Source organism: Amycolatopsis keratiniphila, from assembly GCF_000400635.2.
GTDB classification, from domain to species: Bacteria; Actinomycetota; Actinomycetes; order Mycobacteriales; family Pseudonocardiaceae; genus Amycolatopsis; species Amycolatopsis keratiniphila.
In genome coordinates, this window is sequence record NC_021252.1 from 1,461,116 (window position 1) to 1,484,967 (window position 23,852).

21 protein-coding genes and 1 pseudogene are annotated in these 23,852 nt (G+C 69.1%); 9 read left to right on the plus strand and 13 right to left on the minus strand.

Translation table 11 applies throughout. The features are described from left to right. The first annotated feature begins 17 nt into the window (after positions 1–17). Positions 18–1,214, plus strand: a complete 1,197-nt coding sequence (locus AORI_RS48050) for an FAD-dependent monooxygenase (protein WP_016331803.1) — start codon at positions 18–20, stop codon at positions 1,212–1,214. An 88-nt stretch (positions 1,215–1,302) separates the two neighbouring features. On the opposite strand, the gene AORI_RS48055 is transcribed toward AORI_RS48050, so the two are convergent. The 8 genes and pseudogenes from AORI_RS48055 to AORI_RS48085 all read right to left on the minus strand — a co-directional run bounded on the left by AORI_RS48055 (position 1,303) and on the right by AORI_RS48085 (position 7,600). Then, entirely contained in the window at positions 1,303–2,559 is a 1,257-nt protein-coding gene (locus AORI_RS48055) for an HNH endonuclease signature motif containing protein (protein WP_016331804.1), read from the minus strand. Positions 2,560–2,815: 256 nt separating this feature from the next. Further along, the gene (locus AORI_RS48060; protein ID WP_016331805.1) at positions 2,816–3,346 is read right to left on the minus strand and encodes a GNAT family N-acetyltransferase; all 531 of its coding nucleotides are present in this window, start codon (positions 3,344–3,346) and stop codon (positions 2,816–2,818) included. 92 nt (positions 3,347–3,438) lie between these two features. After that, positions 3,439–4,188 (minus strand): SDR family NAD(P)-dependent oxidoreductase, encoded by a 750-nt coding sequence (locus AORI_RS48065; protein WP_016331806.1) that lies wholly within the window; start codon positions 4,186–4,188, stop codon positions 3,439–3,441. A gap of 10 nt (positions 4,189–4,198) precedes the next feature. Next, on the minus strand, positions 4,199–4,843 hold the full coding sequence (locus AORI_RS83985) for a hypothetical protein (protein ID WP_200870960.1): 645 nt from the start codon (positions 4,841–4,843) through the stop codon (positions 4,199–4,201). Beyond that, positions 4,840–5,244 (minus strand): hypothetical protein, encoded by a 405-nt coding sequence (locus AORI_RS83990; protein WP_200870961.1) that lies wholly within the window; start codon positions 5,242–5,244, stop codon positions 4,840–4,842. Before AORI_RS83990 ends, AORI_RS83985 begins: the two co-directional genes overlap by 4 nt. Beyond that, positions 5,241–6,128: an ABC transporter ATP-binding protein gene (locus AORI_RS48075; RefSeq protein ID WP_016331807.1), complete on the minus strand. Its 888-nt coding sequence runs from the start codon at positions 6,126–6,128 to the stop codon at positions 5,241–5,243. The genes AORI_RS83990 and AORI_RS48075 overlap by 4 nt, the downstream gene beginning before the upstream one ends. A 58-nt stretch (positions 6,129–6,186) precedes the next feature. Next, a pseudogene (locus AORI_RS82150) lies at positions 6,187–6,417 on the minus strand (GntR family transcriptional regulator); the annotation flags it as partial. A 4-nt stretch (positions 6,418–6,421) separates the two neighbouring features. Further along, on the minus strand, positions 6,422–7,600 hold the full coding sequence (locus AORI_RS48085; protein WP_228688313.1) for a glycosyltransferase 87 family protein: 1,179 nt from the start codon (positions 7,598–7,600) through the stop codon (positions 6,422–6,424). Between the two features lie 135 nt (positions 7,601–7,735). Here AORI_RS48085 and AORI_RS48090 point away from each other — a divergent pair, with 135 nt between their 5' ends. The 4 genes from AORI_RS48090 to AORI_RS48105 all read left to right on the plus strand — a co-directional run bounded on the left by AORI_RS48090 (position 7,736) and on the right by AORI_RS48105 (position 12,186). Continuing rightward, positions 7,736–8,641: an AraC family transcriptional regulator gene (locus AORI_RS48090; protein ID WP_016331810.1), complete on the plus strand. Its 906-nt coding sequence runs from the start codon at positions 7,736–7,738 to the stop codon at positions 8,639–8,641. A gap of 78 nt (positions 8,642–8,719) precedes the next feature. After that, complete coding sequence (locus tag AORI_RS48095) at positions 8,720–9,562, plus strand: dioxygenase family protein (protein ID WP_016331811.1); 843 nt, start codon at positions 8,720–8,722, stop codon at positions 9,560–9,562. A 193-nt stretch (positions 9,563–9,755) separates the two neighbouring features. Further along, positions 9,756–11,099 carry an erythromycin esterase family protein gene (locus tag AORI_RS48100; RefSeq protein WP_016331812.1) on the plus strand — a complete coding sequence of 448 codons (1,344 nt, stop codon included), beginning with the start codon at positions 9,756–9,758 and terminating at the stop codon, positions 11,097–11,099. Positions 11,100–11,220: 121 nt separating this feature from the next. After that, positions 11,221–12,186 (plus strand): sporulation protein, encoded by a 966-nt coding sequence (locus tag AORI_RS48105; protein WP_016331813.1) that lies wholly within the window; start codon positions 11,221–11,223, stop codon positions 12,184–12,186. A 58-nt stretch (positions 12,187–12,244) separates the two neighbouring features. On the opposite strand, the gene AORI_RS48110 is transcribed toward AORI_RS48105, so the two are convergent. Next, entirely contained in the window at positions 12,245–13,450 is a 1,206-nt protein-coding gene (locus tag AORI_RS48110; RefSeq protein ID WP_016331814.1) for an acyl-CoA dehydrogenase family protein, read from the minus strand. Positions 13,451–13,636: 186 nt separating this feature from the next. On the opposite strand from AORI_RS48110, the gene AORI_RS48115 reads away from it, so the two are divergent. After that, positions 13,637–14,131 carry a MarR family winged helix-turn-helix transcriptional regulator gene (locus tag AORI_RS48115; protein WP_016331815.1) on the plus strand — a complete coding sequence of 165 codons (495 nt, stop codon included), beginning with the start codon at positions 13,637–13,639 and terminating at the stop codon, positions 14,129–14,131. A 179-nt stretch (positions 14,132–14,310) separates the two neighbouring features. Next, positions 14,311–15,483, plus strand: coding sequence for an MFS transporter (locus AORI_RS48120; protein ID WP_016331816.1), 1,173 nt, complete (start codon positions 14,311–14,313; stop codon positions 15,481–15,483). Here AORI_RS48120 and AORI_RS48125 read toward each other — a convergent pair whose 3' ends face one another. Genes AORI_RS48125 through AORI_RS48140 form a run of 4 tightly spaced genes read right to left on the minus strand, consistent with a single transcriptional unit; the run spans position 15,484 to position 21,050 of the window. Continuing rightward, on the minus strand, positions 15,484–16,680 hold the full coding sequence (locus tag AORI_RS48125; protein WP_016331817.1) for a GNAT family N-acetyltransferase: 1,197 nt from the start codon (positions 16,678–16,680) through the stop codon (positions 15,484–15,486). A gap of 31 nt (positions 16,681–16,711) precedes the next feature. Further along, positions 16,712–18,412, minus strand: a complete 1,701-nt coding sequence (locus AORI_RS48130; protein ID WP_016331818.1) for an ABC transporter ATP-binding protein — start codon at positions 18,410–18,412, stop codon at positions 16,712–16,714. Then, entirely contained in the window at positions 18,409–20,151 is a 1,743-nt protein-coding gene (locus tag AORI_RS48135) for an ABC transporter ATP-binding protein (RefSeq protein WP_043847937.1), read from the minus strand. Before AORI_RS48135 ends, AORI_RS48130 begins: the two co-directional genes overlap by 4 nt. Further along, complete coding sequence (locus AORI_RS48140; RefSeq protein ID WP_016331820.1) at positions 20,148–21,050, minus strand: alpha/beta hydrolase; 903 nt, start codon at positions 21,048–21,050, stop codon at positions 20,148–20,150. Before AORI_RS48140 ends, AORI_RS48135 begins: the two co-directional genes overlap by 4 nt. 96 nt (positions 21,051–21,146) lie before the next feature. Between AORI_RS48140 and AORI_RS48145 the strand changes: the two genes are divergently transcribed. Together AORI_RS48145 and AORI_RS48150 are read left to right on the plus strand one after the other, a co-directional pair. Next, complete coding sequence (locus AORI_RS48145) at positions 21,147–22,181, plus strand: PucR family transcriptional regulator (protein WP_016331821.1); 1,035 nt, start codon at positions 21,147–21,149, stop codon at positions 22,179–22,181. Between the two features lie 149 nt (positions 22,182–22,330). Beyond that, positions 22,331–23,047 (plus strand): S1 family peptidase, encoded by a 717-nt coding sequence (locus tag AORI_RS48150; protein ID WP_016331822.1) that lies wholly within the window; start codon positions 22,331–22,333, stop codon positions 23,045–23,047. The last annotated feature ends 805 nt before the right edge of the window (positions 23,048–23,852 follow it).

The window sequence follows — 23,852 nt, forward strand, 5'->3', positions numbered from 1 at the left end:
CGAAAGGGAGGGACCCCATGAAGGTGGCGATCTGCGGTGCCGGGATCACCGGTCTGGCACTGGCGCACCGGCTCGCGACGCTGGACGTCGAGGTCGTGGTGCTGGAACGAGCCGCCGGGCCGCGGGAACAGGGCTACATGATCGACTTCTTCGGCCCCGGCTTCGACGCCGTCGAGGAGATGGGGCTGCTGCCCCAGGTCGAAGAATCGGCGTATCGGGTGGACGAAGCGACCTTGCTGGACGAGCACGGCCGCCGCCGGGCGGCGATCGACTACGTCCAGTTCGCCAAGTCGGTGCGGGGACGGCTCTGCAGCATCATGCGACCGGATCTGGAGCGTGTCCTGCGTAGCGGGCTTCCGTCCACAGTGGACGTCAGGTTCGGTGCCGGGGTAACCGGCGTCGAGGACCTCGGCGACCGCGTGCGGGTCACCTTGGCGGACGGTGAGATCCTCGAAGCCGATCTGCTGGTCGGCGCCGACGGGATCCATTCGACCGTGCGGCGGCTGGTCTTCGGTGAAGAGAGCCGGTTCTTGCGTCATCTCGGGTTTCATACGGCGGCCTTCGTTTTCGAGGACGAGGACATTCGTGCGCGGATGGGGGAGCGGTTCTGCCTGACCGACACCATCGGGATGCAGATGGGCTTCTACGGTCTCCGCGACGGCAAACTCGCGGCGTTCGCCGTGCACCGCACGACGGACCCGGCCCTGCCGGCCGATGCGCGAGCGGCGCTGCGCGCGACCTACGGTTCGCTCGGCTGGGTGGTGCCGAAAGCACTCGAGCTGTGCCCGCCTCCCGGCGAGGTGTACTACGACCAGGTCGCGCAGATCGAGATGCCTTCCTGGAGCCGCGGGCGGGTCGTGCTCGTCGGCGACTCTTGTTATGCCGTCTCCCTTGTGGCCGGTCAAGGCGCATCACTGGGTATCGCGGGCGCGTTCGTGCTGGCCGAGCAGCTCACCCGGGCGCCCTCGATCGAGACCGCCCTCGCGGAGTACGAGCGTCTGGTCCGTCCGGTGGTGACCGAGAAGCAGCAGGTCGCCCGCCGGGGCGCGCGATGGTTCCTTCCCGCCAACCGCTTCCTGCTCCTGGCGCGCCGCGCGCTCCTTCGCGTGGCCCGGCTTCCGGGACTCGAACGCCCGCTCGCGGCCGCCGTCACCGGCAAGTCGACGGCACTGGTGACGAACTTGAGGCGTGGGGCCGAAATCCGGAGCCGGTGACTTTTTGGCACGGCTCGATGAAGCACTGGGTGTTCGGTGCGTCTGGCCAGTCGCGCCGGGCTCGGTTCCTGGAGCTTCACGGGTCGGCTTATGTCCGTAGGTGCATGGTGTTTCTCCTTGGTGTTCCGGTGGGGTCGAGGTAGGTGGGTGGGGTGAATTCGGGGAGTCCGTCTTGGGCGATTTGGACTTTCCATTCGCTGCGGTGGATGAGTCGGTGGTGTTTGGTGCAGAGGAGTACGAGGTTGTCGATTTTGGTTTCGCCGTGGTGTCGCCAGAAGACGATGTGGTGGGCGGTGCAGCGGGGTACGGGCATGTCGCAGCCGGGGAAGGCGCAGCCTCCGTCGCGGAGGGTGAGTGCGTATTTCTGTGCGAGGGAGACGGTGCGTTTGGAGCGGCCGATGTCGAGGGGTTCGCCTGCGGTGCCGAGGACGCCGGGGCGGACGCGGGCGTCGCAGGCGAGGATCCTCGCGTCGGTGGCGCTGATCGGTCCGACCAGGTCCAGGTGGGCTTCGCCGATGTCCCGGATCAGGTCGTCGTAGGACATGGTGACCAGGATGTGCGTGGCTTCCCCGGCTTGGCCGGGAAGGTTCCGGCTGGTGGTCTTCAGCCGCACATAGTCGGTGAAGGCGTCCCCGTAGCGCTCGTCCTGAGTCCGAGCATCCCGAATGCCGTCGATGGCCTTATGGGGTTTCGCCATCGGATCCAAGTCGGACTTCAAGCGAGCGTAGGTTTCCAGATCCAGGCGTGCTTTGAGGCCTAGTGTGCCGTCGCGGTGTTTGATGAACCGTAGTTCGGGGCGGGTGTCTTTGGGGTCCTCGTTGCGGGGTTGTTTGCCGTCGGGGTCGAGTTTGTCGAGCAGGCGGCGTCCGGCGCGGGCGATCTGCCGTGGCCCGGCGTGCCGGGCCAGTTCGACGAGGATCTTCTCCCCGGCCCGCACATCTTTGTCGGGGACGGTGGAGGGGATGCGGGCGAGCGTCTTGATGATCGCGTCGATCTGACCGCCGCCGATCGCGCCCTCCGCGGCAGCCTCGGCGGTCAACGGAGCCAACGGGGGTTCGGGGTCTCCGCCGATCGAGGGGCCGGGGTGCAGAGCGAGGACGCGGTCGGCGCGGGCAGCGGCTTCCTTGTCCGACACCAGGAAGTCCTCGAGAATCAGCCCCGCCAGCGTTGAATGACCCGAGCAGCCACGGATCCCGCGGGAATTGATTTCCGCGAGGATAGCGTTCTGCTCGGCATCCAACTGGCGTTTCAGCACTTCGAGTTCTTGTTTGCGGGCGTGCAGCGTCGCCGTGTCGACGCGCCACCACTCGGTGGTCGTCTTCGGGGAGGCATCGTCGCTGGACACAAGATCAACACTACGCCGAATCGAACACCCGTGCTATAGCATATTCAGACTATATCGACCCAATAAAACGGCGGCCTGTTGTCAAACAATCTTGAGTGGGTCCTGGCAAGATGATTCGCCAAGCGGGTGGACGCGGGGTTCGGTCCTTTTCACCGTGCCGATGGAGGCGATACGGGTGCTCCGCGCCAAGCCGTCGCAGCGCCCTCGATGTACGCGGAGCCTTTTCCACCTCACTCTGAACAGGTGGAAGGAGTGCTCATGGCGTTCCGGGACAATGCTCTGAGCGGAGCAGACCGTAGACGAGCACATCGACATACTCGCCGTGTTGGAAGGACCTGCCGCGCATGACCCCTTCCCGGCGAAACCCCAGGCGTTCGAGGGCTTTCTGCTCGCCGAGGTTACCGCCATTGGTGAGGGCTTCGATTCTGTTCGCGGTCGTGCGGCCGAACAGATAGTCCACGAGCAGCCTCTGCGCCGCCGTGCCCACCCCCTGTCCACGATGCTCGGGTAGCACCCCCACGCCGATCTCGTAGGTGACACCCAAGGGGAAGCCGCGAGGTTTCCAGCTGACGATGCCGATAACCGTGTCGTCGGCCCGCGCGATCGCCACCGCCGCGGACTCGGCGGAGATGTACCCGTCGATCTCCCATCGCTTGCGGCGTGCCCTCGGATCACCGAATCCGGGCCAGTCGAACTCGCCGAGCGCATCGGGATCCGTGCAGAGGCGGTCGAGAAAGGCGAGGTCGGCCTCGGTGAATGCCCTCAAGTGGACTTTGGCTGGGGTCATGAAGACCAGTATGGCGCCCGGAACATCACCCGTCAGGCACTGGAGTTCACGACCAGGATCACTCGCTCGACCAGGAGCTTCGCCGTGCTTGTCTACCAAGTGGGACGCGCGGAGACGCCTCCATCCACCGTGAGGTTGTGCCCCGTGATCCACGACGCGAGCGGCGAAGCGAGAAAGAGGCAGGCGTTCGCGACGTCCCCAGGAGTGCCGAGCCTGCCCAAAGGCGCGGCCTGTCGCCAACGATGGACGCCCTCCGACCAGGCGTCGTCAAGGCCGGGCCGGTCGATCAGGCCGGGGGAGACGGAGTTGACGCGCAGTCCTCGCGACCCGTATTCGAGCGCGGCGGCTCGGGCGTGCATGACCAGGGCGGCCTTCGCGCTGCTGTAGTGCGCGTGTCCCGGCGCGGGCTGGGCCGCTTCGATCGAGGCGATATGAATGACGCTGCCGCCCTTCATCACTTCGGCCGCGGCCTGGGTGCACGAGAACGCGCTGGTGAGGTTCGCGTCGAGGACGGCGCGCCAGCTCTGCGCCGACATCTCCGGCAGCGGTTCGATCGGCTGCACGCCGGCGTTGTTGACCAAGGTGTCCAGCCGCCCGGCCCAGGCGGCGGCAGCTGTCACGAGCCGTCGGCATTCGTCGTCGTCGGTGAGGTCGGCGGCGAACGCCTCGGCGGTGCCGCCCGCCTCCTGGATCCGTTCGACGACGGCGAGCGCCGAGGCCTTGTCACGGTGGTAGTGCACGGCGACGGCACTGCCCGCCTCGGCGAAGCGCAGTGTGATGCCGCGGCCGATCCCGCCGCTGGCCCCGGTGACGAGGGTGGTGGTACCGGTCAGGTCGAGCATCGAGGTCCTTTCAGGCGAGACGGCGGCGGATCCACCGGAAACAGAATCCCGCGAGGCCGAGGGCGAGCGCCAGATACAGCGCGCTCTCGATCCATTGGAACGGCCAGAATCGCGTCGGCGGGTGGTAGACCAGATGCTGTCGATAGCCGAGCCGGTTGATTTCGGCCAGGCACAGATCCATCGGATCGGCACCGGTGCCCCGGCCGCCGGGCGGCGCCGACGGTGAACACGCGCCGCTGGACGTGGGCATCGTGACGTTCTCGACGGGTTTGCCTGCGGCGTCGACGGTTTCGCCCGACAGCAGCCAGCCACCGGGATCCGGTGCCTTGGCTTCGAAATGGAATACCCCGGTGTTCGGGTTCCGGCCGATTCCATCCACAGTGGACGGAGAGAGCTCGAAGGTCCCGTCGATCGCGGGCAGCAGATGGGGCCGGACGACGATCGGCACGGCGACCTGGATCACCGCGAACGCGGCCAGCGTCAGGGCCATCGCGGGCAGGCTGCGGCGCACCAGCATGCCGATGGTGACGCCGAGCGCGAAGGCGAACGCCGAGTACGCGATGGGGACGACGCCGCGCGCGTCGAACACCATCGCCGAAAGCCGCGGGAAGTCCTTCACGGCGGCCTGTTCGAAGGTGGTCGCCCACCAGGTCACCGCAGGCTGCCCACGCCACCGGCCAGCATCGCGGCCACCCCGGTGATCCCGAATTTCACCGCCAGCCACCGTGTCCTGGTGACGCTCTGATTCCAGATCAGACGGTGCGTCCCCGCCTCGAGTTCGCGGGTGAACAGCGGCGCGCCCCAGAAGAGGCCGATGAGCGCGGGCAGCAGGAGCACCAGCGCGGTGACGGCCAGGAAGGTGTTCTGGTGGTCGTTGAGGAAGCGCTCGATGAAGTCGTCGCAGGCGGCGGTGTCGCCCGCGCAGGTCGCGATCCCGGTGGCGTACTCGCCGGAGATGGCGGGCCCGGTGACGGCCAGGACGAGCGCGAGCGCCGCCAGTGCCCCGAACACGGCCGCGGCCGGGAGCCGGAATTGACGCCAGGTCAGCCAGATCATCTCCGGACCTCCAGGATCCGCCGGTGGTTCGTGGTGGTTTTGGTCAGATAAGCCAGGACGAGGTCTTCGAGGCTCAGCTTGCTCACCGTCCACGCCGGATCGTGAATGGGTTCCTCGGTGCGGACGACGAAGGTGCTTTGGACGTCCGTATGGCTTTCCGAGACGACGTGCTGGTTCGACGGGAGCCTGGCGGCGTCGCGGCGCGGGCCGGTCAGGCGGTGGTGGGTGGCGAGCAGGGTCTCGACCTCGCCGGACACCTGCACGCGGGAGTCGATGAGCACGATCAGGAAGTCGCAGGCGCGTTCCAGATCCGAGACCAGATGGGACGACAGCACCACGTTCAGCTCCTGCTCGACGGTGGCTTCGAGCAGCCCCTGCAGGAATTCGCGGCGCGCCAAGGGATCGAGCGCGGCGACGGGTTCGTCGAGGATCAGCAGTTCCGGCCGTTTCGCCACGCCGAGGGTGAGGGCGAGCTGGGCGCGCTGACCGCCGGACAGTTTCCCGGCCTTACGCGCGGGATCGAGACCGAGGCGGGCGATGCGGTCCCTGGCCAGCGCGTCGTCCCAGCCGGGATTGAGCCGCGCGCCGAGCCTCAGATGGTCTTCGACAGTCAGACCGGCGTAGGTCGGGGTGTCCTGCGCGACGAAGCCGACCTTGGCGAGCTGGGCCGGGTTCGCGCCGGGGCGACCGCCCAGCACGGTGATCCGGCCGGTGGTCGGCGGCAGCTGGCCGGCGGCCATGTTCAGCAGCGTGGTCTTGCCCGCTCCGTTGGGGCCGACCAGCCCCACCACGTGCCCGGCCGGGATGTCCAGCGTGCACTCGGAAAGCGCCCAGTTCCTGCCGTATCTCTTGCCGAGACCCTCGGTTCGCAGGACGGCGGTCATGCTATTTCCTCTCCGGCGACGGTCCGAAAGGTCGTCATGAACAGCGCCTCGATGCTCTCGTCGTCGAGCCCGGCCTCGCGGCGACGAGGCCTTCGTGTTCGAGCTCGCGATACGCCTTGAGCACGGTGTTGGGGTTGATCGCCAGCCGGGCCACCACTTCCTTGACCGTCGGCAGCTGGTCGCCCTCGGCGAGCAAGCCGAGCCGCAGCGCCTGCCGCACCTGGCGGACGAGCTGCAGATACGGCGACAGGCCGGAGTGGTCCTCGAGGTGGAACTCGATCGCGTTCAGCCGGCTAAACGCGTTTCCGCAGGGAGAGCGAACCCGCGACGGCGAGGAAGACCAGACCCGCGAGGACGTAGCAGTTCCCCAGCCACTGCTGGGTGGTCGTCCAGGTCTGGCCCGGCCGGTCGAAGGCCGGGAAGTACCGGAACGGTGCCGCGACGAAGATCGTGGCCACGACGCCGGTGACGGCCAGCCAGCCTGCCGCACGGCGGCGATCTCGGCGATGCAGGACCGCGAAGGCGGCGGTGGTGAACAGCGCCGGGGCGATCCACACCCAGTGATGCGACCACGACGTCGGGGAGATGAGCAGGGCGAACGTCGCGTTCAGCAGCAACGCCTGCACCGGCGCCGAGCGGTACATGGTCACCGTCACCAGTATCAGCAGCACACCGGTGAGGACGATCCACAGCGGTTTCGCGGCGGACTCGACGCCGAACCGGGCCAGCACGGCCTGCAAGGTCTGGTTGGTGTGGAACGAAGTCCCGCTGATCCCGGACGCCCCCGCGAAGCCGCCGAACCAGTAACGCGCGGAGGCCTCCGGCGCGACCGCGAACGCGACGGCCGAGGCGGCCAGGAACGTGCCCACCGCGGTCAGCGCGCCGCGGAAGTCTTTGCGTACCAGGAAGAACAGCAGGAACGCCATCGGTGTCAGCTTGACGGCGGCGGCGAGACCGACTCCGATGCCCCGGTAACGACCCCGCGCCAGCAGGCAGTCGGCCGCGACGAGGCCCATGAGCAACAGGTTGATCTGGCCGAAGCCGAGCGTCTGGCGGACCGGTTCGAGGAACAGCGCCGGGGTGATCGCCAGCGACGCGGCGAGCAACGCCTTCCGCCGGTCCCCGGACGGCCACAGCGTGCGGACGATCCCGTAGAAGGTGATGCCCAGCGCGGCCAGGCTGAGCGCGAACAGCACCAGCACCGCGCCCGTCCACGGCACCAGTGCCAGCGGGGTGAGCACCAGTGCGGCGAAGGGCGGGTAGATGAACAGCAAGGGGATGCCGGCGTCGGAAAGCGGCAACGCGCCGTAGAGATCGCCGCCGCTCCACAGGGTGTCGACGCCGAAACGGTAGATCTCCAGATCGCTGTGGGAAGTGCCCGCCGTCATCAGGGCCACGGCGCACGCCAGCGACAAGGCGGCGAACGCGCCGAGCGACCACCAGGCCCGACCGCGCGACTTGGTGGGAGACATCGCGTGGTGACCCTTCGGACGTGCGTCGATGATCACGACTGTACCGGGCGGGGGAGAAGCGACTTCCGTCGGCAGTCACCGCCCGCATATTGGTCTAGACTTTTCATTCCCCAGTGTGGTGAAAGGGACCGATCCATGCGCGGAACGACGGTGTTGCCGAGGACGCCTTGCCTGAAACCGAAGGCGGGGGAATTGCCACTGCATCGGCTGGAGGTCCGCGCGCCGGACGCCCTGCCGTTCACGGTCGGCACATTCGACACGATCGGGCCGATGTCGCGGGCGTCGTTCCCGCATCGGCACACCTTCTACGAAATCGTCCATGTCACCGGCGGCGCCGGCGACCACGTCATCGATTTCACCCGCTGGGAATTGGGGCCGCCGCAACTCGCGGTCATAACACCGGGGCAGGTGCATCATTGGGATGCCCGCGATCTCAGCGGATTCGTCGTGCTGTTCACCGACGATTTCCTGCTCGAACATCCGTCGGATCGCGAAACCCTGCGAAGGCTCAGCCAGCAGCCGTGGCGGCTCGACGAACGCGCGGCCGAGGAGACGGCGCGGCTGGTCGCCGAACTCGACGAGGAATTCCGTTGTGGCGGGCAGGGTACCGATTCGGTGCTGCGAGCGCTGATGCACGTGCTGATCGTGCGGGCGGGACGGCTTCCCGGGCTCGCGGATCCCCGTCCGCCCGCGAGGGCGCAGGCGGTGGGCACGGAATTCGCCCGGTTGCTCGGCAGGCCCGATCTCGGGCTCTGGTCGGTCGGCGCGCTCGCGGAACGTATCGGGGTCACACCGGGATATCTCACCGACGCGGTGAAAACGGCGACCGGCCGCACGGCGGCACAACTGATGCGCGAAGCGCGGACACGGGAGGCGAAACGGTTCCTGCTCGGCACCGACCTCACCGTGCGGCAGGTCGCCAGCCGCGTCGGTTTCGCGGATCCCGCGTATTTCTGCCGGTTCTTCCGGCGGGAAACGGGGTTGAGCCCCGGTGATTATCGCCGGACCGGAGACTCGCCCCCGGAGATTCACCACGACTGACCATCCCAGTCCATCGTCCGCAGCTGATCTTCTCCATACCGTCGAGGGTGATTCCCGAAGCCCCCACGAGGAGCAGGTATGGACGAAGAGAACAAGCTCAGCCGAAAGACTGTGCTGAAGGCCGCGCTCGCGGCGGGTGTGGCGGCTCCGGTCGCGTTGATCGGCGGTCCCGCACTCGCGCGCACCACCGTCGAGAGCGGCAAGACACCCGAGCTGACCCCGTACTGCGACGACGGGGACGCCCCGACCATTCCGCAGACCGAGGGTCCTTACTTCAAGCCGAATTCCCCGCAGCGCACCTCGCTCGTCTCGCCGGGGACGCCGGGAACGCGGCTCACCGTGTCCGGCTACGTGTTCGGGCTCGGCTGCCTGCCGATCGCGCGGGCACTGCTGGACTTCTGGCAGGCGGACGTCAACGGCGCCTACGACAACGTGGGGTACACCTTCCGCGGTCACCAGTTCACGAACGACCAGGGCGCGTTCTCGCTGAGCACCATCGTGCCCGGCCTGTACCCCGGCCGTACGCGGCACATCCACGTCAAGGTCCAGGCCCCCGGCAGGCCGGTGCTGACCACGCAGCTCTACTTCCCCAACGAGCCGCGCAACAACACCGACACGATCTTCGACCCGCGGCTGCTGATGACCGTCCGGGACGCGGGCACGGCCAAGGAGGCCGCGTTCGACTTCGTGTTGAACGTGCCGCAGACGCCGACCTCGACCTCGCGGCCGACCAGTACGACGCCGACGACGTCGACTTCGACCTCCAACCCGCCCGGCGGGACGACCTGGGCGGCGGGAACCGGCTATTCCGCGGGCGCCCGGGTCACCTACAGCGGTCGCGGTTACGTGTGCTTGCAGGCGCACACCGCCCAGCCCGGCTGGGAGCCGCCGTCCACACCCGCGTTGTGGCGCGCGGAGTGACGGACGGCCGCTGCGGAGGGAGATAAACGCGGGTGGACTCCCGCCGCCGGGTCCCACACCCCGGCGGCGGGGTCCACCCGCTTCCTCATGGGGTGGGGTTTTCCTCACCCCAAGTAGGAGCTTTGCTTCAATGCGCCGGCCCCGGCCCGCGGACGATGATCGACTTCGACATCGGAGCGAAGGGGTGAACGGTATGACGAACGGCCGGAAGCGGTGGGCGAGACGGGGAGTGGTGGCCGCCGCCGTGATGGTGACGGGAGCGGTGCTCGCTCCCCTGGCGAGTCCGGCACTCGCGGCGGAGACGACCACGACCTGGCGGGATCCGGTGCGGTCGCTGGACCGGCTGGCGCATCCGCTGCGCTCGACCGAACCCGGCCGGAACAACGCTGATCTTCGGGCGCTGGGCGGGATGATCGCCGACGCGAAGGTGGTCGGCCTCGGCGAGGCCACCCACGGTTCCCACGAGTTCTTCACCATGAAGGAGCGGGTGTTCCGCTACCTGGTGGAGGAAAAGGGGTTCCGGGCCTTCGCGCTGGAGCTCAGCTGGTCCGCCGGCCTGGAGATCGACGAGTACGTCCAGACCGGGCGCGGTGACGCCCGCGAGATCGCGAAGCGCACGCTGGCCGGGTCTCCGTGGGACCGCGAGGAGTTCGTCAGCCTGATCCGGTGGATGCGCGATCACAACCGCGCGCACCCCGACCGCACGGTGCACTTCGTCGGCGACGACCTCGGCGCGCCTTCGGTGAACGACGCGTTCTTCGCGCGGATCACCGACTACATCGGGCGGCATCATCCGGAGGCGCTGCCCCGGCTCAACGAGCTGTACACGGGGCTGCGCCCGATCGACGACGCGTTCGCCTACCTGCGGAAACCCGTCGACGAGCGAAGGCGGCTCGCCACGCAGGCCGAGCAGGCCTTCGAGCTGGTCAAGGGCCTGACCGGCGCGGACACCTACGGCTGGACCGAGCAGCACGCCAGGTTCGTCGCGCAGACCGCCCGCTTCCTCGCCGTCGACCTCGCGGATCCGAAGGGGCTGCCCGCGGCCCAGATCCTGCGTGACCAGGCGATGGCGCAGAACGTCGCCTGGTGGCAGCGGCGGACCGGGCACAAGATCCTGCTCTCCGCGCACAACGCCCACGTCGCGTACATCCCCGACATGCCGTCGATCTACCCGAAGACCCAAGGCGCCTTCCTTCGCGAGACGCTGGGCCGTGGCTACCTGCCGATCGGGTTCAGCTTCGACGAGGGTTCCTTCCTGTCCAAGGACACCGCGGTGGGCGGGGAGTGGAAGCGGTTCTCCGTCCCGGCCGCGCCGTCGGGGACGAACGAGGACACCCTCGACCGGGTCCGGTTCGACGACTTCTACCTGGACCTGCGCACCGCGCCGCCGGCCGCCCGCGCCTGGCTGGACACCGCCCGGCCCACCCGCACCATCGGCACGCTGTTCCCCGTCGACCCGGCGGACATCTCGCTCGGGCGCTCCTACGACGTCGTCATCCACCTGCACGACGTCCGCGAGGCCGATCTGAGAAGGTAGTGACGTCGCGCCCGTTTAGGGGTTTTTAACCCGGTTCACCTGGCGTGCCGCGGCGGATCTCGGTAGTAGTCGAAGTGTTCCGGTACCCCCTTGTTCCAGTACCCAGCGGAGGAAATCCCTGATGTTCAAACGGATGCTCAGCGCCTTCGGGGTCGGCGGTCCGTCCGTCGACACCGTGCTCGACTCGCCGCACGCCGTTCCCGGCGAGGTGATCACCGGCCAGGTACGCATCCAGGGCGGTTCGAGCGACGCCCAGATCGAGGAGATCCTGCTTTCGCTGGTCACCAGGGTCGAGGTCGAGCACGGCGACCACGAGCGGGCCGGGACCGCGGAGTTCCTGCGGGTCAGCGCGGGCCGCAAGGTGCGGGTGACGGCGGGGCAGCTGACGACCGTCCCGTTCCAGCTCGCCCTGCCGTGGGAAACGCCGATCAGCGCGGTGGGCGGGCGGGAGCTGCCGGGCATGGTCGTCGGCGTGCGCACCGAACTCGTCATCGCCGGCGCGCCGGACAAGGGCGACCTCGACCCGGTGCTCGTCGGGCCGCTGGAATCGCAGGACCGGGTGCTGGAGGCGTTCGGCGAGCTCGGCTTCTCCTTCCGCAGCGCCGACGTCGAGGCCGGGCGGTTGCACGGTGTCCGGCAGGAGCTCGGGTTCTTCCAGGAGATCGAGTTCTTCCCGCCGTCGCGCTACGCCGGCCGGGTCAGCCAGGTGGAGCTGACCTTCGTCGCGAGCCCGGACGACCTCGTGGTGGTGCTGGAGGCGGACAGGCGCGGCGGCATGTTCCGGTCCGGCGGTGACTCCTTCGGCCGCTTCCACGTTTCGCACGAGGAGGCGCTGCGCACCGACTGGGCCGCGGCCATCGACGGCTGGCTGGCCAAGGTCGCCGAATCCGGCGGCGGGCACGCCATGTTCGGCGGGCACCAGGAGCACTACGGCCACGACTACGACCACCACGGTCACCACGGCAGGCGTGGTCCGGGGATGGGCGGCGTGGTCGCCGGTGCCGCGGCCGGTGTGGTCGGCGGCATGATCCTCGGCGAGGTCATGGAAGACGTCTTCGACGGCGGCGACGAGGGCTTCGAGGAGTGATCCGGCCTCTGGGCACACCGGCTCCGGTGTGCCCAGAGGTCACTTCGCGGTGGCCGGCTCAGGTGTACCAGGTGGGCTCCGGGAGTTCGTTCAGCAACGCGTACGCACCGACTTCGCGGCGCTTGTAGGCCACCGGATCGTGCAGCGAATGCGTGCGCAGGTTCCGCCAGAACCGGTCCAAGCCGTATTTCGTGGCGCTCGCGCGGGCTCCGGTCAGTTCGAAGATCTTCGTGCCGATTTCGAGGCCGGTTTCGATCGCACGCTGTTTCGCGGCCGCGATGAGGACCGCGACTTCGCCGCGGGCCTGCGGTGTCAATTCCTCGCGCGGCGCGTGCAGCACGGCCGAAATCGCGGTTCCGGCCTTGTCCGCGAGTGCCTCGGCCGCCCACAGTTTCGACTGGAGGTCGCCGTAGCCTTCGAGGATGTACCACTCTTCACCGGCGGATGTCTTGTCGTCGCCGCCGTACGGCCAAGCGCGGGTGTGCTCGCGGGTGTAGGTCAGCGCGGTTTCCAATGCCCCTTGGGCGATGCCGAGGTAGAAGTTGGTGAACACCAGCTGGATCGCCGGGACGTTGAGCGTGTTGTAGGTCAAGGGGTGGAACTTCTTGTCGACGTAGCCCGCCGCGCTCGCCCACGGGACGCGGACGTCGGTGATGGTCACGCTGCCCGATTCGGTGAGCCGCTGACCGATGTTGTCCCAGTCGTCGTGGAAGACGATACCGTCCTGTTCGGACGGAACGATGGCGAAGACGTGGTCCTCGGTGCCCTCCAGGACACCTTCGAGCACGGTCAGATCGGAGATCTTGCTGCCGGTGGAGAACGATTTGTGTCCGTTGTAGACGATCTCGTCGCCGTCCTCGGTGATCTTCAGGTCGGAGTCACGAGGGTTGACCGCGCCGCCGAACACGAAGTTGTTGCGCGTGTACAGTTCTTCGACCGCGGCGATCTGCTCGTCGGTCGCCACCAGGCGCGCGGCCCACGCCCAGAGGTAGTGGTAGCCGAGCAGCTGGCCGATCGAGCCGTCGCCGCGCGCGACCTCGCGGATCACGCGGTAGGCGGTCTCCCAGCTCTGGCCGCCACCGCCGTGCTCGACCGGGCCGAGCAGGGTCACCAGACCGGAGTCCTTGAGCAGCCGCACTTCCGGGTAAGGCGTCTCGTTCTTCCGGTCGCGTTCGGCCGCGTCCACCGCGAGTTCGGCGGCGACCTCCCGAGCGGTGGTGAGCCATTCACTGGCCGATCGGACGCGGTTCTCGGTCGTGGTCATGGGTGAATTCCGTTCTGTGTGAGGGCGAACGGGTTTCCGGGCAGCATGCGGCGCCCGGAATTCCCGGGTGTTTCCGAAATGAGCGGACACTGATTCAGGCCGGACAGCGCATGCGTCCGAGTAGAGCAGTGGCACTACGGGGTGTCAACGAACGTCCGCGCTCTGAGACCGGGGTAATCTCCGGTCGTGCCGGATCACGTTGATCACATCCTTCGCCAGTGGGCCGAAGCCCGTCCCGACCTGGACGTTTCCCCGATGGGCGTCATCGGGCGGCTGACCAGGCTGACCCGGGTCCTGGAAGGCGAGCTGCGCAAGACGTTCGCGCGCCACGACCTCGACCGGTCGTCGTTCGACGTCCTGGCGACCCTGCGCCGGGCCGGCACGCTGACCCCCGCCGATCTGATGCGCTCGGCGATGATCACCTCCGGCGCGGTCACCCAGCGGCTCGACCGCCTCGAACAGCGCGGCCTGGTCGTCCGTCTGCCCGACGAGACGAACGGCCGCCGCGTGCTGGTCGACCTCACCGCGGAAGGGCGCGAACTCATCGACCGCGCCCTGCCCGATCATGTCGACACCGAGCATCGGCTTCTGAGCGCGGTCAGCGCCGAGGAGCGGGACGAGCTGGCCGTGTTGCTGCGAAACCTGTTGCAGTCACTGGGAGATGTCGCTCTCGACGACTGACGCACGCCCTCTCTCGAGTACTCGTTTGACTTAGCGCTAAGCATCGAATAGCTTAGCGCTAAGAGGTTCGCGGGGTGGTCCCGCGTGCCGTCGATCCTTCTGGAGCGAAGCACCCCAGGGACGGAATCGCCGTACCCGCAGGGGTTTCTTCGTCATGCTCGTGAATCGAGAGAGAAGAAATGGTCACCCGAACCGAAAACACGCATTCGACCCTGAAGGGCTGGGCGGGGGTCGCCGCCATCACCGCCAGCCTGTTCGTCTTCCTCACCACCGAACTGATGCCCGTCGGCCTGCTCACCCCGGTGAGTACCAGCCTGGACATCTCGGTGGGTGCCGCCGGGCTGATGGTCACGCTCTACGGCGTCTCGGCCGGGCTCGGCGTGCCGTTCGTGGTCGCGTGGACGCGGCGGATCAACCGGCGCGTCCTGCTCTCCACACTGCTCGCCATCCTGACCGCCGGAAACCTGATCACCGCCCTCGCGCCCGGATATCCGCTGGTACTGGCGACCCGGCTCGTCATGGGCTTCGCCAACGGCGCGTTCTGGGCCATCGGCGTGGGGATGGCGATGCGGATCGTCCCCGGCCGCCACGCCAACCGGGCGGCGGCGGTCGTGATGTCCGGTATCTCCGTCGCCACCGTGCTGGGGATGCCGCTGGGCACCGTCTTGGAGCGCCTCGTCGGCTGGCAGGCCACGTTCCTGATCTGGAGCGGGCTCAGCGTCCTGGTCTTCCTCGCCGTGCTCGTCCTGGTCCCGTCCCTGCCGTCGGCGAACGCGGTCCCGGTCCGCGAGGTCTTCGGCTTGCCACGGGTGAACGCGCGCCTGCGGTCGGTCCTGATCACCGTGGTCCTGTTCGTGCTCGGGCATTTCGGCGTCTACACCTTCATCCGTCCCTTCCTGGAAGGCACTTCGTCGGCGTCGCCCGCCTTCGTCACGGTGTGCCTGATCGTCTTCGGTGCCGGTGGGGCGGTGGGGAACTTCGTCGCGGGGCACTTCGTGGCGAAGAACGTGCTCGTCAGCTTCGCGGTCGGAGCGGCCGGACTCGTGGCGTCCCTGGTGCTGCTGCTCGTGGTCGGCCACGCGCAGGCGGGGGCGCTGATCGCGCTCGTGCTCTGGGGACTGTCCTACGGCGTGGTGCAGCTGAGCCAGCTCACCATGACGCAGCGGTCCGCGCCCGACACGTTCGAGGCCGCCATGTCACTCAACACCTTGGCCTACAACACTTCCATCGCCCTGGGGGCGTTGTTCGCGGGACTGCTCGCGGACCACGCCGGGATCACCAGTGTGGTGTGGTTCGGCGTGGTGCTGACCGCGGCGTCGCTGCTGTTCACGGTCGGCACCCGCCGGACCTGATCAGAACCAGTGCAGGCAGTGCGGAGGACGCTCGGTGCCGAACAGGGCGTCGGCGAGCGCGGCGGCCTCCGGGTGATGGGCGCGGATGTGGCCCGCCCGCACGAGCATGCTCGGGGTGGTGCCGCCGAGATAGATCGAGCCCAGATCGCTCACGTCCAGGGACAGGTCGGGTTCCCGCTCTGTCGGGACGCAGGCGGCCTCGCCGTCCCGGACGGTGAGCAGGTAACGGCCGTGTTCGCCGAGCGCCGGGTCGCCGACGTCGAGGACGAGCTCGCCGTCGGTCTGCCAGCCGCGGGCGGTGAGTGCCCGGGGGACGTCGAGCAGCCGCACCCACAGCCAGTCGGTGTCGCCGCCGAGTTCCCCGGCGCGGAAGTCTTCGAGCTGCCAGCGCAGCGGATCGTCGAGCGGGCGGTGCTTGAACACGACTTCGGTGACGAGGTCGTGCCCGAGCAGGAACCTGGCCAGCGCCGTGGACACCGCGTCGTCGGTGGCGATGGTCTCGTCGACGGTCAGTGTGGAGGGTTCGGTGAGCGAGTAGGAGGCGTAGCCGTCCGGGACTCCGTCGGCGTCGCGATGCACGGCGACATGACGTTGTGCCCGGGAGATCGGGGGCTGCCCGGCCCCGGCCTCCCACCAGCCGTGCGGGCGCGACAGCGCGCCGGGCAGGGTGCGGCGATACCGGTCGTAGACGGTTTCCAGGATTTCGCCGCAGTCGGCCCGGCGCAGCACTTCGATCGAGCCGGTGGCCACCCCGGCCGTCCGGGGGACGGCGAAGGCGGCCCGGTGGCGTTGCACCGTCAGGCGCCGGGTGTAGGTCGCCGGTCCGTAGCCGAACCGGCGGTAGATCAGGGCCTCCGACGCCAGCAGGACGGAGAGGAACTCGCCCCTGGCCCGGAAGTCGGCGAGCTGGCGCCGCATCATCGCGCTGAGCACGCCTTGGCGACGGTGCGAGGGCAGGACGCCGACGGCGGTCACACCGGCGGCCGGCACGACGACCTCACCGGGCAGGGTCAGTTCGAAGGAGTACGCGGCGGCCGTGCCGACGGGCCGCCCGTCCTCGGTCACCGCGAGCAGGCCCCGGTCCATTTCGAGCGCGGACCAGGTCTCGCCCGCGGTGTCCGGGAAACGGGCGAACGCGGTGAACATGGTGTCGACGAAGACGGCGCGGTCGTCGGCGGTCGTGGAACGGATCTTCATGGGCACAGTGCATTGCCGTACCCCGGCGGCGTCAAGCGATTTGCGGCTCCAGGAACCCGGCGTACCGGCCGCCGAGCCGGGCCAGTTCGCCGTGGCTCCCTTCCTCCGCGATCCGGCCGCCGTCCAGGAAGACCACGTGGTCCGCACGTTCGACGGTGCGCAGCCGGTGCGCCACCATCACCACGGTCCGGCCCGCCATGAGCCGTTCGATGCCCTCGTGAACGGCCGCTTCGTTGACCGGGTCCAGCGCGGAGGTCACCTCGTCGAGCAGCACGATGGGCGCGTCCTTCAGCAGTGCGCGCGCGATCGACACCCGCTGGCGTTCCCCGCCGGACAGCAGGGCGCCGCCCTCGCCGACGTTCGCGGACCAGCCGCCGGGCAGCCGTTCGATCACCTCGTCGAGGCGGGCCGCCGTCGCCGCGGCCCGCACGTCGGCGTCGTCGGCGTCCGGGCGGCCCAGCCGGATGTTCTCCTCGATCGTGCCGTCGAAGAGGTAGACGTCCTGGAACACGATCGCGATCCGGGACATCAGGTCGTCGGTGCTCATCGCGCGGACGTCCACCCCGCCGACCCGCACCGCGCCCGAATCCACGTCGTGGAACCGGGCGAGCAGCTGCAGCACCGTGCTCTTGCCGGCACCCGACGGGCCGACGATGGCGAGCTTCTGTCCTTCGTGGACGGTCAGCGACAGGCCGTCGAGCACCGCGCGGCCGCCGCGGGTGAAGGCGGCCGACTCGAACTCCAGATCGTGCCGCTCCGGCCGGACCGGTTCCGGCGGCTCCGGCAGCGGTTCGGTGCGCAGCAGCGCGTCGAGCCGCACCAGCACCGAACGCGCGCCGCGGAGTTTGCCGCCGATGTCCGTCAGCGAGAGCAGCGGATCGGCGCAGCGCGTGGCCAGGACGAGGATCGCCACTACCTCGGCCGCCCCGATCTCCCCGCCGAGCGCGAGGAAGGCGCCCAGCGTCAGCAGGACGGTGAACAACGCCTGCACCGTGAACGTCAGCCCCACGACACCGGGCAGCGCCGACAGGGTGGACCGGCGGTTCGCCCGCTGGAGGTCCTGTAGCGAGTCGTCGAGCAGCCGGAATCGTTCCGCGGCCCGCCCACCGGCCCGCAGCACCGGCTGGGCCTGCAGATACTCGATGACCCGGCCGGTCGCCTCGGTTCCGCGCCGGGAGGACTCTTCGTCGGCGGCGGCCGTCGAACGGCCCGTTCGCACCTGGATCGCCACCACGACCGGGACGGCGATCAGCGCGGCCAGCCCCAGCCGCCAATCGAAGGCGGAGATCACGAGCACGATCGTCAGCGGGGTGACGCACGCGGCCACGAACGGGGCCAGCAGATGCGCGATCACGCCCATCGCCTGCAGCACCCCGGGTCCGGCCAGCGCCGAAACCTCACCGACGCGGTTCCCGCCGTACCAGCCCATCGGCAGCCGGGCGAGATGGTCGCCGAGCCGGTGGTACATCCCGCGCAGCAACGTCGTCCCGGCGCGGAAACCGGAGAGATCGGCGCGGTAGCGCAGGATCGCGAACACCGAGAAGGCCGCGCCGAACGCGATCAGCCACGGGACGGCGTCGCCCGGGGTGCCCCCGAGCAGCGCCCGCAGCAAGGGGACCAGCAACGCGTAGGACAGTCCTTCGACGATCCCGGTCACCGTCATCAGCGCCACGGTCCGCCGCACGGGCGGGGCGTGTTCGGGGCCGAGGACGCTCAGCAACATCCGGATCATCGAGGTTCCCCCTGTGGTTCGGCGGCGTGCTGGGAACGCCAGAAGGCGGCGAATTTCCCGTCGCCGGTCAGCAGATCCGCGGGCTTGCCGCGTTCGGCGATGGTGCCGTTCTCCAGCAGTACGACGGTGTCGGCGTCGACCACCGTCTCCAAGCGATGCGCGATGACCAGGAGCGTCCGATCTTCCCGCGCCGTCGCCAGCGCCCGGCGCACGGCCAGTTCGGTCTGCGGGTCGGCGAACGCGGTGGCCTCGTCGAGCACCAGCACGGGCGTATCGGCGAGCAACGCGCGGGCCAGCGAGATCCGCTGGGCTTCCCCGCCCGACAGGCCGGTTTCCCCGTGCAGCACCGTTTCGTAGCCACGCGGCAGTTCGAGGATCCGGTCGTGGATGTTCGCCAGCCGGGCGGCGCGGACGACGTCGTCGAGATCGGCGTGCGGTACGGCCAGCGCGATGTTGTCCGCGACCGACGCGCGCAGCAGCCGGACGTCCTGGAACACGAAGGAGACCTTGCGGTACAGCTCCTGGCTGCCGATCTTGCGCAGATCGACGCCACCCAGCAGGACTTTTCCTTCCGTGGGGTCGAAGAACCGCGGCAACAGAGTGACCAAAGTGGACTTCCCGCTGCCGGACGGCCCGACGAGGGCGGTGACGGTGCCCGGTTCGAGTACCAGGTCGATACCGTGCAGGACTTCGCGATCGGCCTCGTAGCCGAACCGGACGTCGCGCAGCTCGATCCGATGCCCTTGTGGCACAAGGGGATTCTCCGGTTCCGGCAGGGGTTGGACGGCGAGCACGTCGCGGATCCGGCCGGTCGCGCGCCGGGCGGCCTGCAGTTCGTCGAAGCCGTGGCCGAGCGCGGCCACAGGGGCGGTCAAGCCCAGGCCCAGCACGAGGAACGGCAGGAGATCGACCGGGGCGAGGCCGCCGCCGGTGATCAGCAGCGTTCCGCCGATCAGGACCACCAGCAGGACGAACGGCGGCGACAGCGCGAGCTGCATCCCCGCCGCCGGGCCGGCCATCCCTCGCACCCACCGGGTGAAGGTGGCGACGAAATCGTCCGCGGCGGTGCGGAACCTGCGATGGGCGCGGCCCGCTCCGCCGAACGCCTTGACCACGGCGATGCCCTGGACGAATTCGACGACCGAATCCGAGATCCCCGCCATGCCGCGGTCGAACTCCTCCTGCTCACGCAGCCGGGAGGGCGTCATCATCAACGGGACCAGCGCCACCGCCAGCACCACCGGGATGAGCGTGATCAGGGTGAGCCGCCAGTCGATGGTGAGCAGGTAGCCCAGTGACACCAGCGGGACGACGAAGGCGGAGACGAGTTCGCCGGGTGTGTGGGCGATGAACGGGTGCACGGCGCCGACGTCCTCGCCGACGACCTTGGCCAGCTCGCCGGTGCGGCGCCCGGAGAACCAGCCGATCGGCACACGGCCGAGGCGGTCGGCGAGCAGACGGCGGAAGGTGAGCTGGACCCGGCCGTCGAGCAGATGCCCGATCCCGGACGACGCGGCCGTGAGCACCAGCCGGACGAACAATCCGGCCGCGCCCACGATCACCGCGGTCCAGACCCGGCTCTCGTCGACCGGCCAGGGCGCCAGCAGCGCCCTGCCCAGTTCCACGACCGCGAGCAGCGGCGCCAACCCCGAGACGGCGCCGACGATCTGCAGCACGACGACGGCGGCGAAACTCCCGGCGAACGGGCGCAGCAACCCGGCTGTCGTAGGTGTCGTCATGACTCGGCCAGCGCGCGGCGCAGGACGCCGCCCAGTTCGTCGATCTGGCGGCGGGACACCTCGGCGGACAGGATCGCCTGCGACCCGTGGAAGGTGCCCGGCCAATGGTGCAGTTCGACCGAAACCCCCGCCTGCAGCAGACGGAGCGCGTACTCGATGTTCTCGTCGCGGTTGGGGCAGAACTCGGCGGAGGCCACGTACGCTGGCGGCAGCCCGGAGAGATCGGTGGCCCGCGAAGGGGCGGCATACGGCGAAGGCGCGGGCTTCCCGGCCAAGTAGTGCCCCCAAGCGGCGGTGATCTTGGCGCGGTTCATCCACGGCGTGTCGGTGAAGTTCCGCGCCGACCACGACTCCTGCCGGTCGTCGAGCCCCGGCTGGTTGAGCAGCTGGAAGCAGATCCGCGGGCCGCCTTCGTCGCGGACCCGCAAGGCCGTCGCCGCCGCGAGCCCGCCGCCCGCGCTGTGCCCGCCGACCGCGATCCGGTCGGGCGAGACGCCGAGCTCGGCCGCGTGGTCCGCCGTCCAGTTCAGCACGGCGTAGGTGTCGTCAAACGCGGCCGGGAACGGGTTCTCCGGCGCCAGCCGGTACTCCACCGAGATCACCACCGCTTGGGACGCTTCGGCGAGCCGGGCCGCCCAAGGGTGCTCGGTCTCGAGGTTGCCCATGACCCAGCCGCCGCCGTGCAGCCAGATGATGGCGCCCTGGGCCTCCCGCGGCCGGTAGATCCGGATCGGGACGCCGGGGTCGCCGGGCACCGTCCGGTCCTCCACCTCCATGGCCGACGTGTCGGGCCGCGGCACCGACGTGGCCAGTTTCGCGAGCTTCTCGCGATCCGCGATCGGGTCGTCGAGGTTCGCCGCGGGGAACAGGGCGATGAAGGCTTCGAGTTCGGGATCCATGACGATGATCCTTCCGGCTTCCGGTCCGGAGGGCGGCCGCCATCCGTCGCGTGTGATCGCCCCTTCGCGCGACGATCGCCGCGTAGGCTCGCCGGCATGGAGGCACTGGCCGCGCGGTTGTCGCATCTGGATCCCGACGTCGAGGGCGTGATCCGCGTCGTGATGTTCTACGACACCTTGATGCGGCGGCGGGTCGACCTCCCAGCGCTCGCCCGCGCCACCGCGGGGCTGGCGGAATGCGCGGCGGGCATCCGGCTGCACAGCACCGGGCGCACCATCCGCATGGCCCCCGATGGACGCGAAGCCGCTCCGGCCTCCGCGCCCGTGTCCATGACGACGGCGGTCACCCTCGACGACGAAGAGATCGGCACGGTCTGGCTGGAACGCGAGGGCGAGCCGGGTGCCCTCGACGAAGCGGTGCTGGACCGCCTCGCGATCGCCGTCGCGACGGTCGTCGAGCGGTACGGGCCCGCCCGCACCACCATGGCCGATCCGGCGCTGGTGGAACTCGTGATCAGCTCCGCCAGCGACGACGCCGCCAGGAACCGGGCCTTACGGCTGCTGGGTTTCCCCGGCGACGCGCCGATCCGCGTGGTCGCCGTCCGGTCCGGGCTCCCGCTCGAGAAGATCGGGGGCCTGATCTGCCACGGGCGCCCGGTCAAGGCCGCGTCACTCGGCGACGTCGGCATCATCCTGGCCGCCGCGGTGGATCCGGCCCGGTTCCCCGAAGACGTCCGTGCGGGGATCGGCGACGCCGAATGCCCGCATCGGTCCTGGCAGGACGCGACGACCGCGCTGCGGTTCACGACCGCGCGCCGTCCGGTGATCCACTATCGCGACCTCGGTGCCCTGGCGCTGCTCGCGCGGATCCCGGAGGAGGACATGCGGGCCAACGCCGACGTCGTCGCGATCACGAAGCTGGCCGCGGATCCGGAGGACCTGCGGACGCTGGACGCCTACTGCGCCACGGGTTCCGTGCGCCAGGCCGCCGATTCCCTGCACCTGCACCACAGCAGCGTGGCGCGGCGGCTGACCCAGATCGGCAAAAGCCTGTCCGTCGACTTGACCGACCCGCTCGGCCTGACGCGGGTGAGGCTCGCCCTCACCGCTTGGCGCCTGCTAGGCGAGTGACTACCTAATGATCTTCGCCGGGCCGTCGAAATAAATAGGTAGCCCACGCGAACTTTCGTCGGTTTCCGGCTTCCCTTGGCACGACACAGAATCAGCGCGTTCGTCCCCACTGAAGCGGCCGGATCCCCGCCGCAGAAATGAGTCGGAACATGCGACTGCGCTCTCTTGTCCTGCTCGCCGGCACCGCCTTCATGGCGCTGCTCGGCTCGACCGCCCCCGCCGCGACCGCCGCCGAGCCTTCGGGCGTGCAGCCGATGATCATCGGTGGTCAGTACGCGCAGAACGCTCCCTGGGCGGCCAGGCTGTTCGTGAACGGCCAGCAGAACTGCACCGCCACGATCATCGCGCCGCAGTACATCCTCACCGCCAAGCACTGTGTCGCCAGCAGCGGCAGCTACACGTTCCGCATCGGCAGCCTCGACCAGCAGAGCGGCGGCACCATGGCCACCGCGGCGAGCATCACCCGCCACTCGGGCGCGGACCTCGCCATCGTGCGGCTGACCAGTTCGGTCAACGCCACCTACTCGCCGCTCGGCACCACGAGCGATGTCGCCGTCGGGCAGAACGTCCAGGTCTACGGCTGGGGCGCGACCAGCCAGTGCGGCTCGGAGATCAACTGCCAGTCCCGCTACCTGAAGGTCGCCACCGTCCGGGTCAACTCGGTCGGCTGCAGCGACTACAACGGCGGGGTCGCGGTCTGCGCGAACCGCGTCGACGGCATCACCGCCGGCGGTGACTCGGGCGGCCCGATGTTCTCCAGTGGCCGCCAGGTCGGCGTCGCCTCTACGAGTGACCGGTCGAACAACACCGCGTACACCAACATCACCCGCTACCGCAGCTGGATCCAGCAGATCGCCGGCGTCTGACCCTTCTCGTGAGTGTTTTGGGTCGTTCTAACGACCCAAAACACTCACGAGGCGACACCTGCGACCGAACCGCCGCTCCCCGTGGCCGACCGGGGGCGAAGGCTCCTTTCGTCGCATCAGACTCGGTGAAGGGAGCCTTCAGCCCACACCACTCCGCTAGTGCCTACTGACGCAGGTTGGATCAGCCGCAGCCGCGCTCCGCGTAGGTACCCCTTGGCTCCAACCGACCTCACCACTCACGAGCGTTAACACCGATCCGCCGCACCCTATTTGTCAATTGACACTCAACTCCGGGCCCATCGACGCGATAATGTGGCGGTCGGCGCCGGTGGGTCGGCGCCATGGACCTTGGGAGGGGGCCAGTGGCGCGACCGACGCGGGCTCTCGACCGCACGATCGTCGTGGTGGACGTCGTGGGGTTCACCGCGCCGGACCGCAACCGTCTCGACCGGCTCGCCGTGCACCAGGGCATGTACGAGGTCTTGAAGATCGCGTTCGCGGAAAGCGGTATCGACTTCGATTCCTGCGCGCACGAGGATCGCGGCGACGGTGTCTTGATCCTGCTTCCGCCCGGAACGACCAAAAGCCTGGTCGCGGACCTGCTGCCGGATCGCCTCGGGGTCGCCCTCCGCCGGTACAACCACACGCGGACCCCGCAGGCGCAGATGCGGCTGCGGGTGAGCCTCAATTCCGGCGAGGTGATCGGCGACGGCAACGGCTGGGTCGGGGACGCGGTCGATATCGCTTTCCGCATTCTCGACGCGCGACCGGTGAAGGAGACCTTCGCCGAATCCGGTCGGATGAT

Bases quoted from the DNA above. Each gene is read 5' to 3' on its own strand.
- AORI_RS48050 (WP_016331803.1), top strand. From the start codon at position 18: ATGAAGGTGGCGATCTGCGGTGCCGGGATCACCGGTCTGGCACTGGCG.
- AORI_RS48060 (WP_016331805.1), bottom strand. From the start codon at position 3,346: ATGACCCCAGCCAAAGTCCACTTGAGGGCATTCACCGAGGCCGACCTC.
- AORI_RS48065 (WP_016331806.1), bottom strand. From the start codon at position 4,188: ATGCTCGACCTGACCGGTACCACCACCCTCGTCACCGGGGCCAGCGGC.
- AORI_RS83990 (WP_200870961.1), bottom strand. From the start codon at position 5,244: ATGATCTGGCTGACCTGGCGTCAATTCCGGCTCCCGGCCGCGGCCGTG.
- AORI_RS48075 (WP_016331807.1), bottom strand. From the start codon at position 6,128: ATGACCGCCGTCCTGCGAACCGAGGGTCTCGGCAAGAGATACGGCAGG.
- AORI_RS48085 (WP_228688313.1), bottom strand. From the start codon at position 7,600: ATGTCTCCCACCAAGTCGCGCGGTCGGGCCTGGTGGTCGCTCGGCGCG.
- AORI_RS48090 (WP_016331810.1), top strand. From the start codon at position 7,736: ATGCGCGGAACGACGGTGTTGCCGAGGACGCCTTGCCTGAAACCGAAG.
- AORI_RS48095 (WP_016331811.1), top strand. From the start codon at position 8,720: ATGGACGAAGAGAACAAGCTCAGCCGAAAGACTGTGCTGAAGGCCGCG.
- AORI_RS48100 (WP_016331812.1), top strand. From the start codon at position 9,756: ATGACGAACGGCCGGAAGCGGTGGGCGAGACGGGGAGTGGTGGCCGCC.
- AORI_RS48105 (WP_016331813.1), top strand. From the start codon at position 11,221: ATGTTCAAACGGATGCTCAGCGCCTTCGGGGTCGGCGGTCCGTCCGTC.
- AORI_RS48110 (WP_016331814.1), bottom strand. From the start codon at position 13,450: ATGACCACGACCGAGAACCGCGTCCGATCGGCCAGTGAATGGCTCACC.
- AORI_RS48120 (WP_016331816.1), top strand. From the start codon at position 14,311: ATGGTCACCCGAACCGAAAACACGCATTCGACCCTGAAGGGCTGGGCG.
- AORI_RS48125 (WP_016331817.1), bottom strand. From the start codon at position 16,680: ATGAAGATCCGTTCCACGACCGCCGACGACCGCGCCGTCTTCGTCGAC.
- AORI_RS48130 (WP_016331818.1), bottom strand. From the start codon at position 18,412: ATGATCCGGATGTTGCTGAGCGTCCTCGGCCCCGAACACGCCCCGCCC.
- AORI_RS48135 (WP_043847937.1), bottom strand. From the start codon at position 20,151: ATGACGACACCTACGACAGCCGGGTTGCTGCGCCCGTTCGCCGGGAGT.
- AORI_RS48140 (WP_016331820.1), bottom strand. From the start codon at position 21,050: ATGGATCCCGAACTCGAAGCCTTCATCGCCCTGTTCCCCGCGGCGAAC.
- AORI_RS48145 (WP_016331821.1), top strand. From the start codon at position 21,147: ATGGAGGCACTGGCCGCGCGGTTGTCGCATCTGGATCCCGACGTCGAG.
- AORI_RS48150 (WP_016331822.1), top strand. From the start codon at position 22,331: ATGCGACTGCGCTCTCTTGTCCTGCTCGCCGGCACCGCCTTCATGGCG.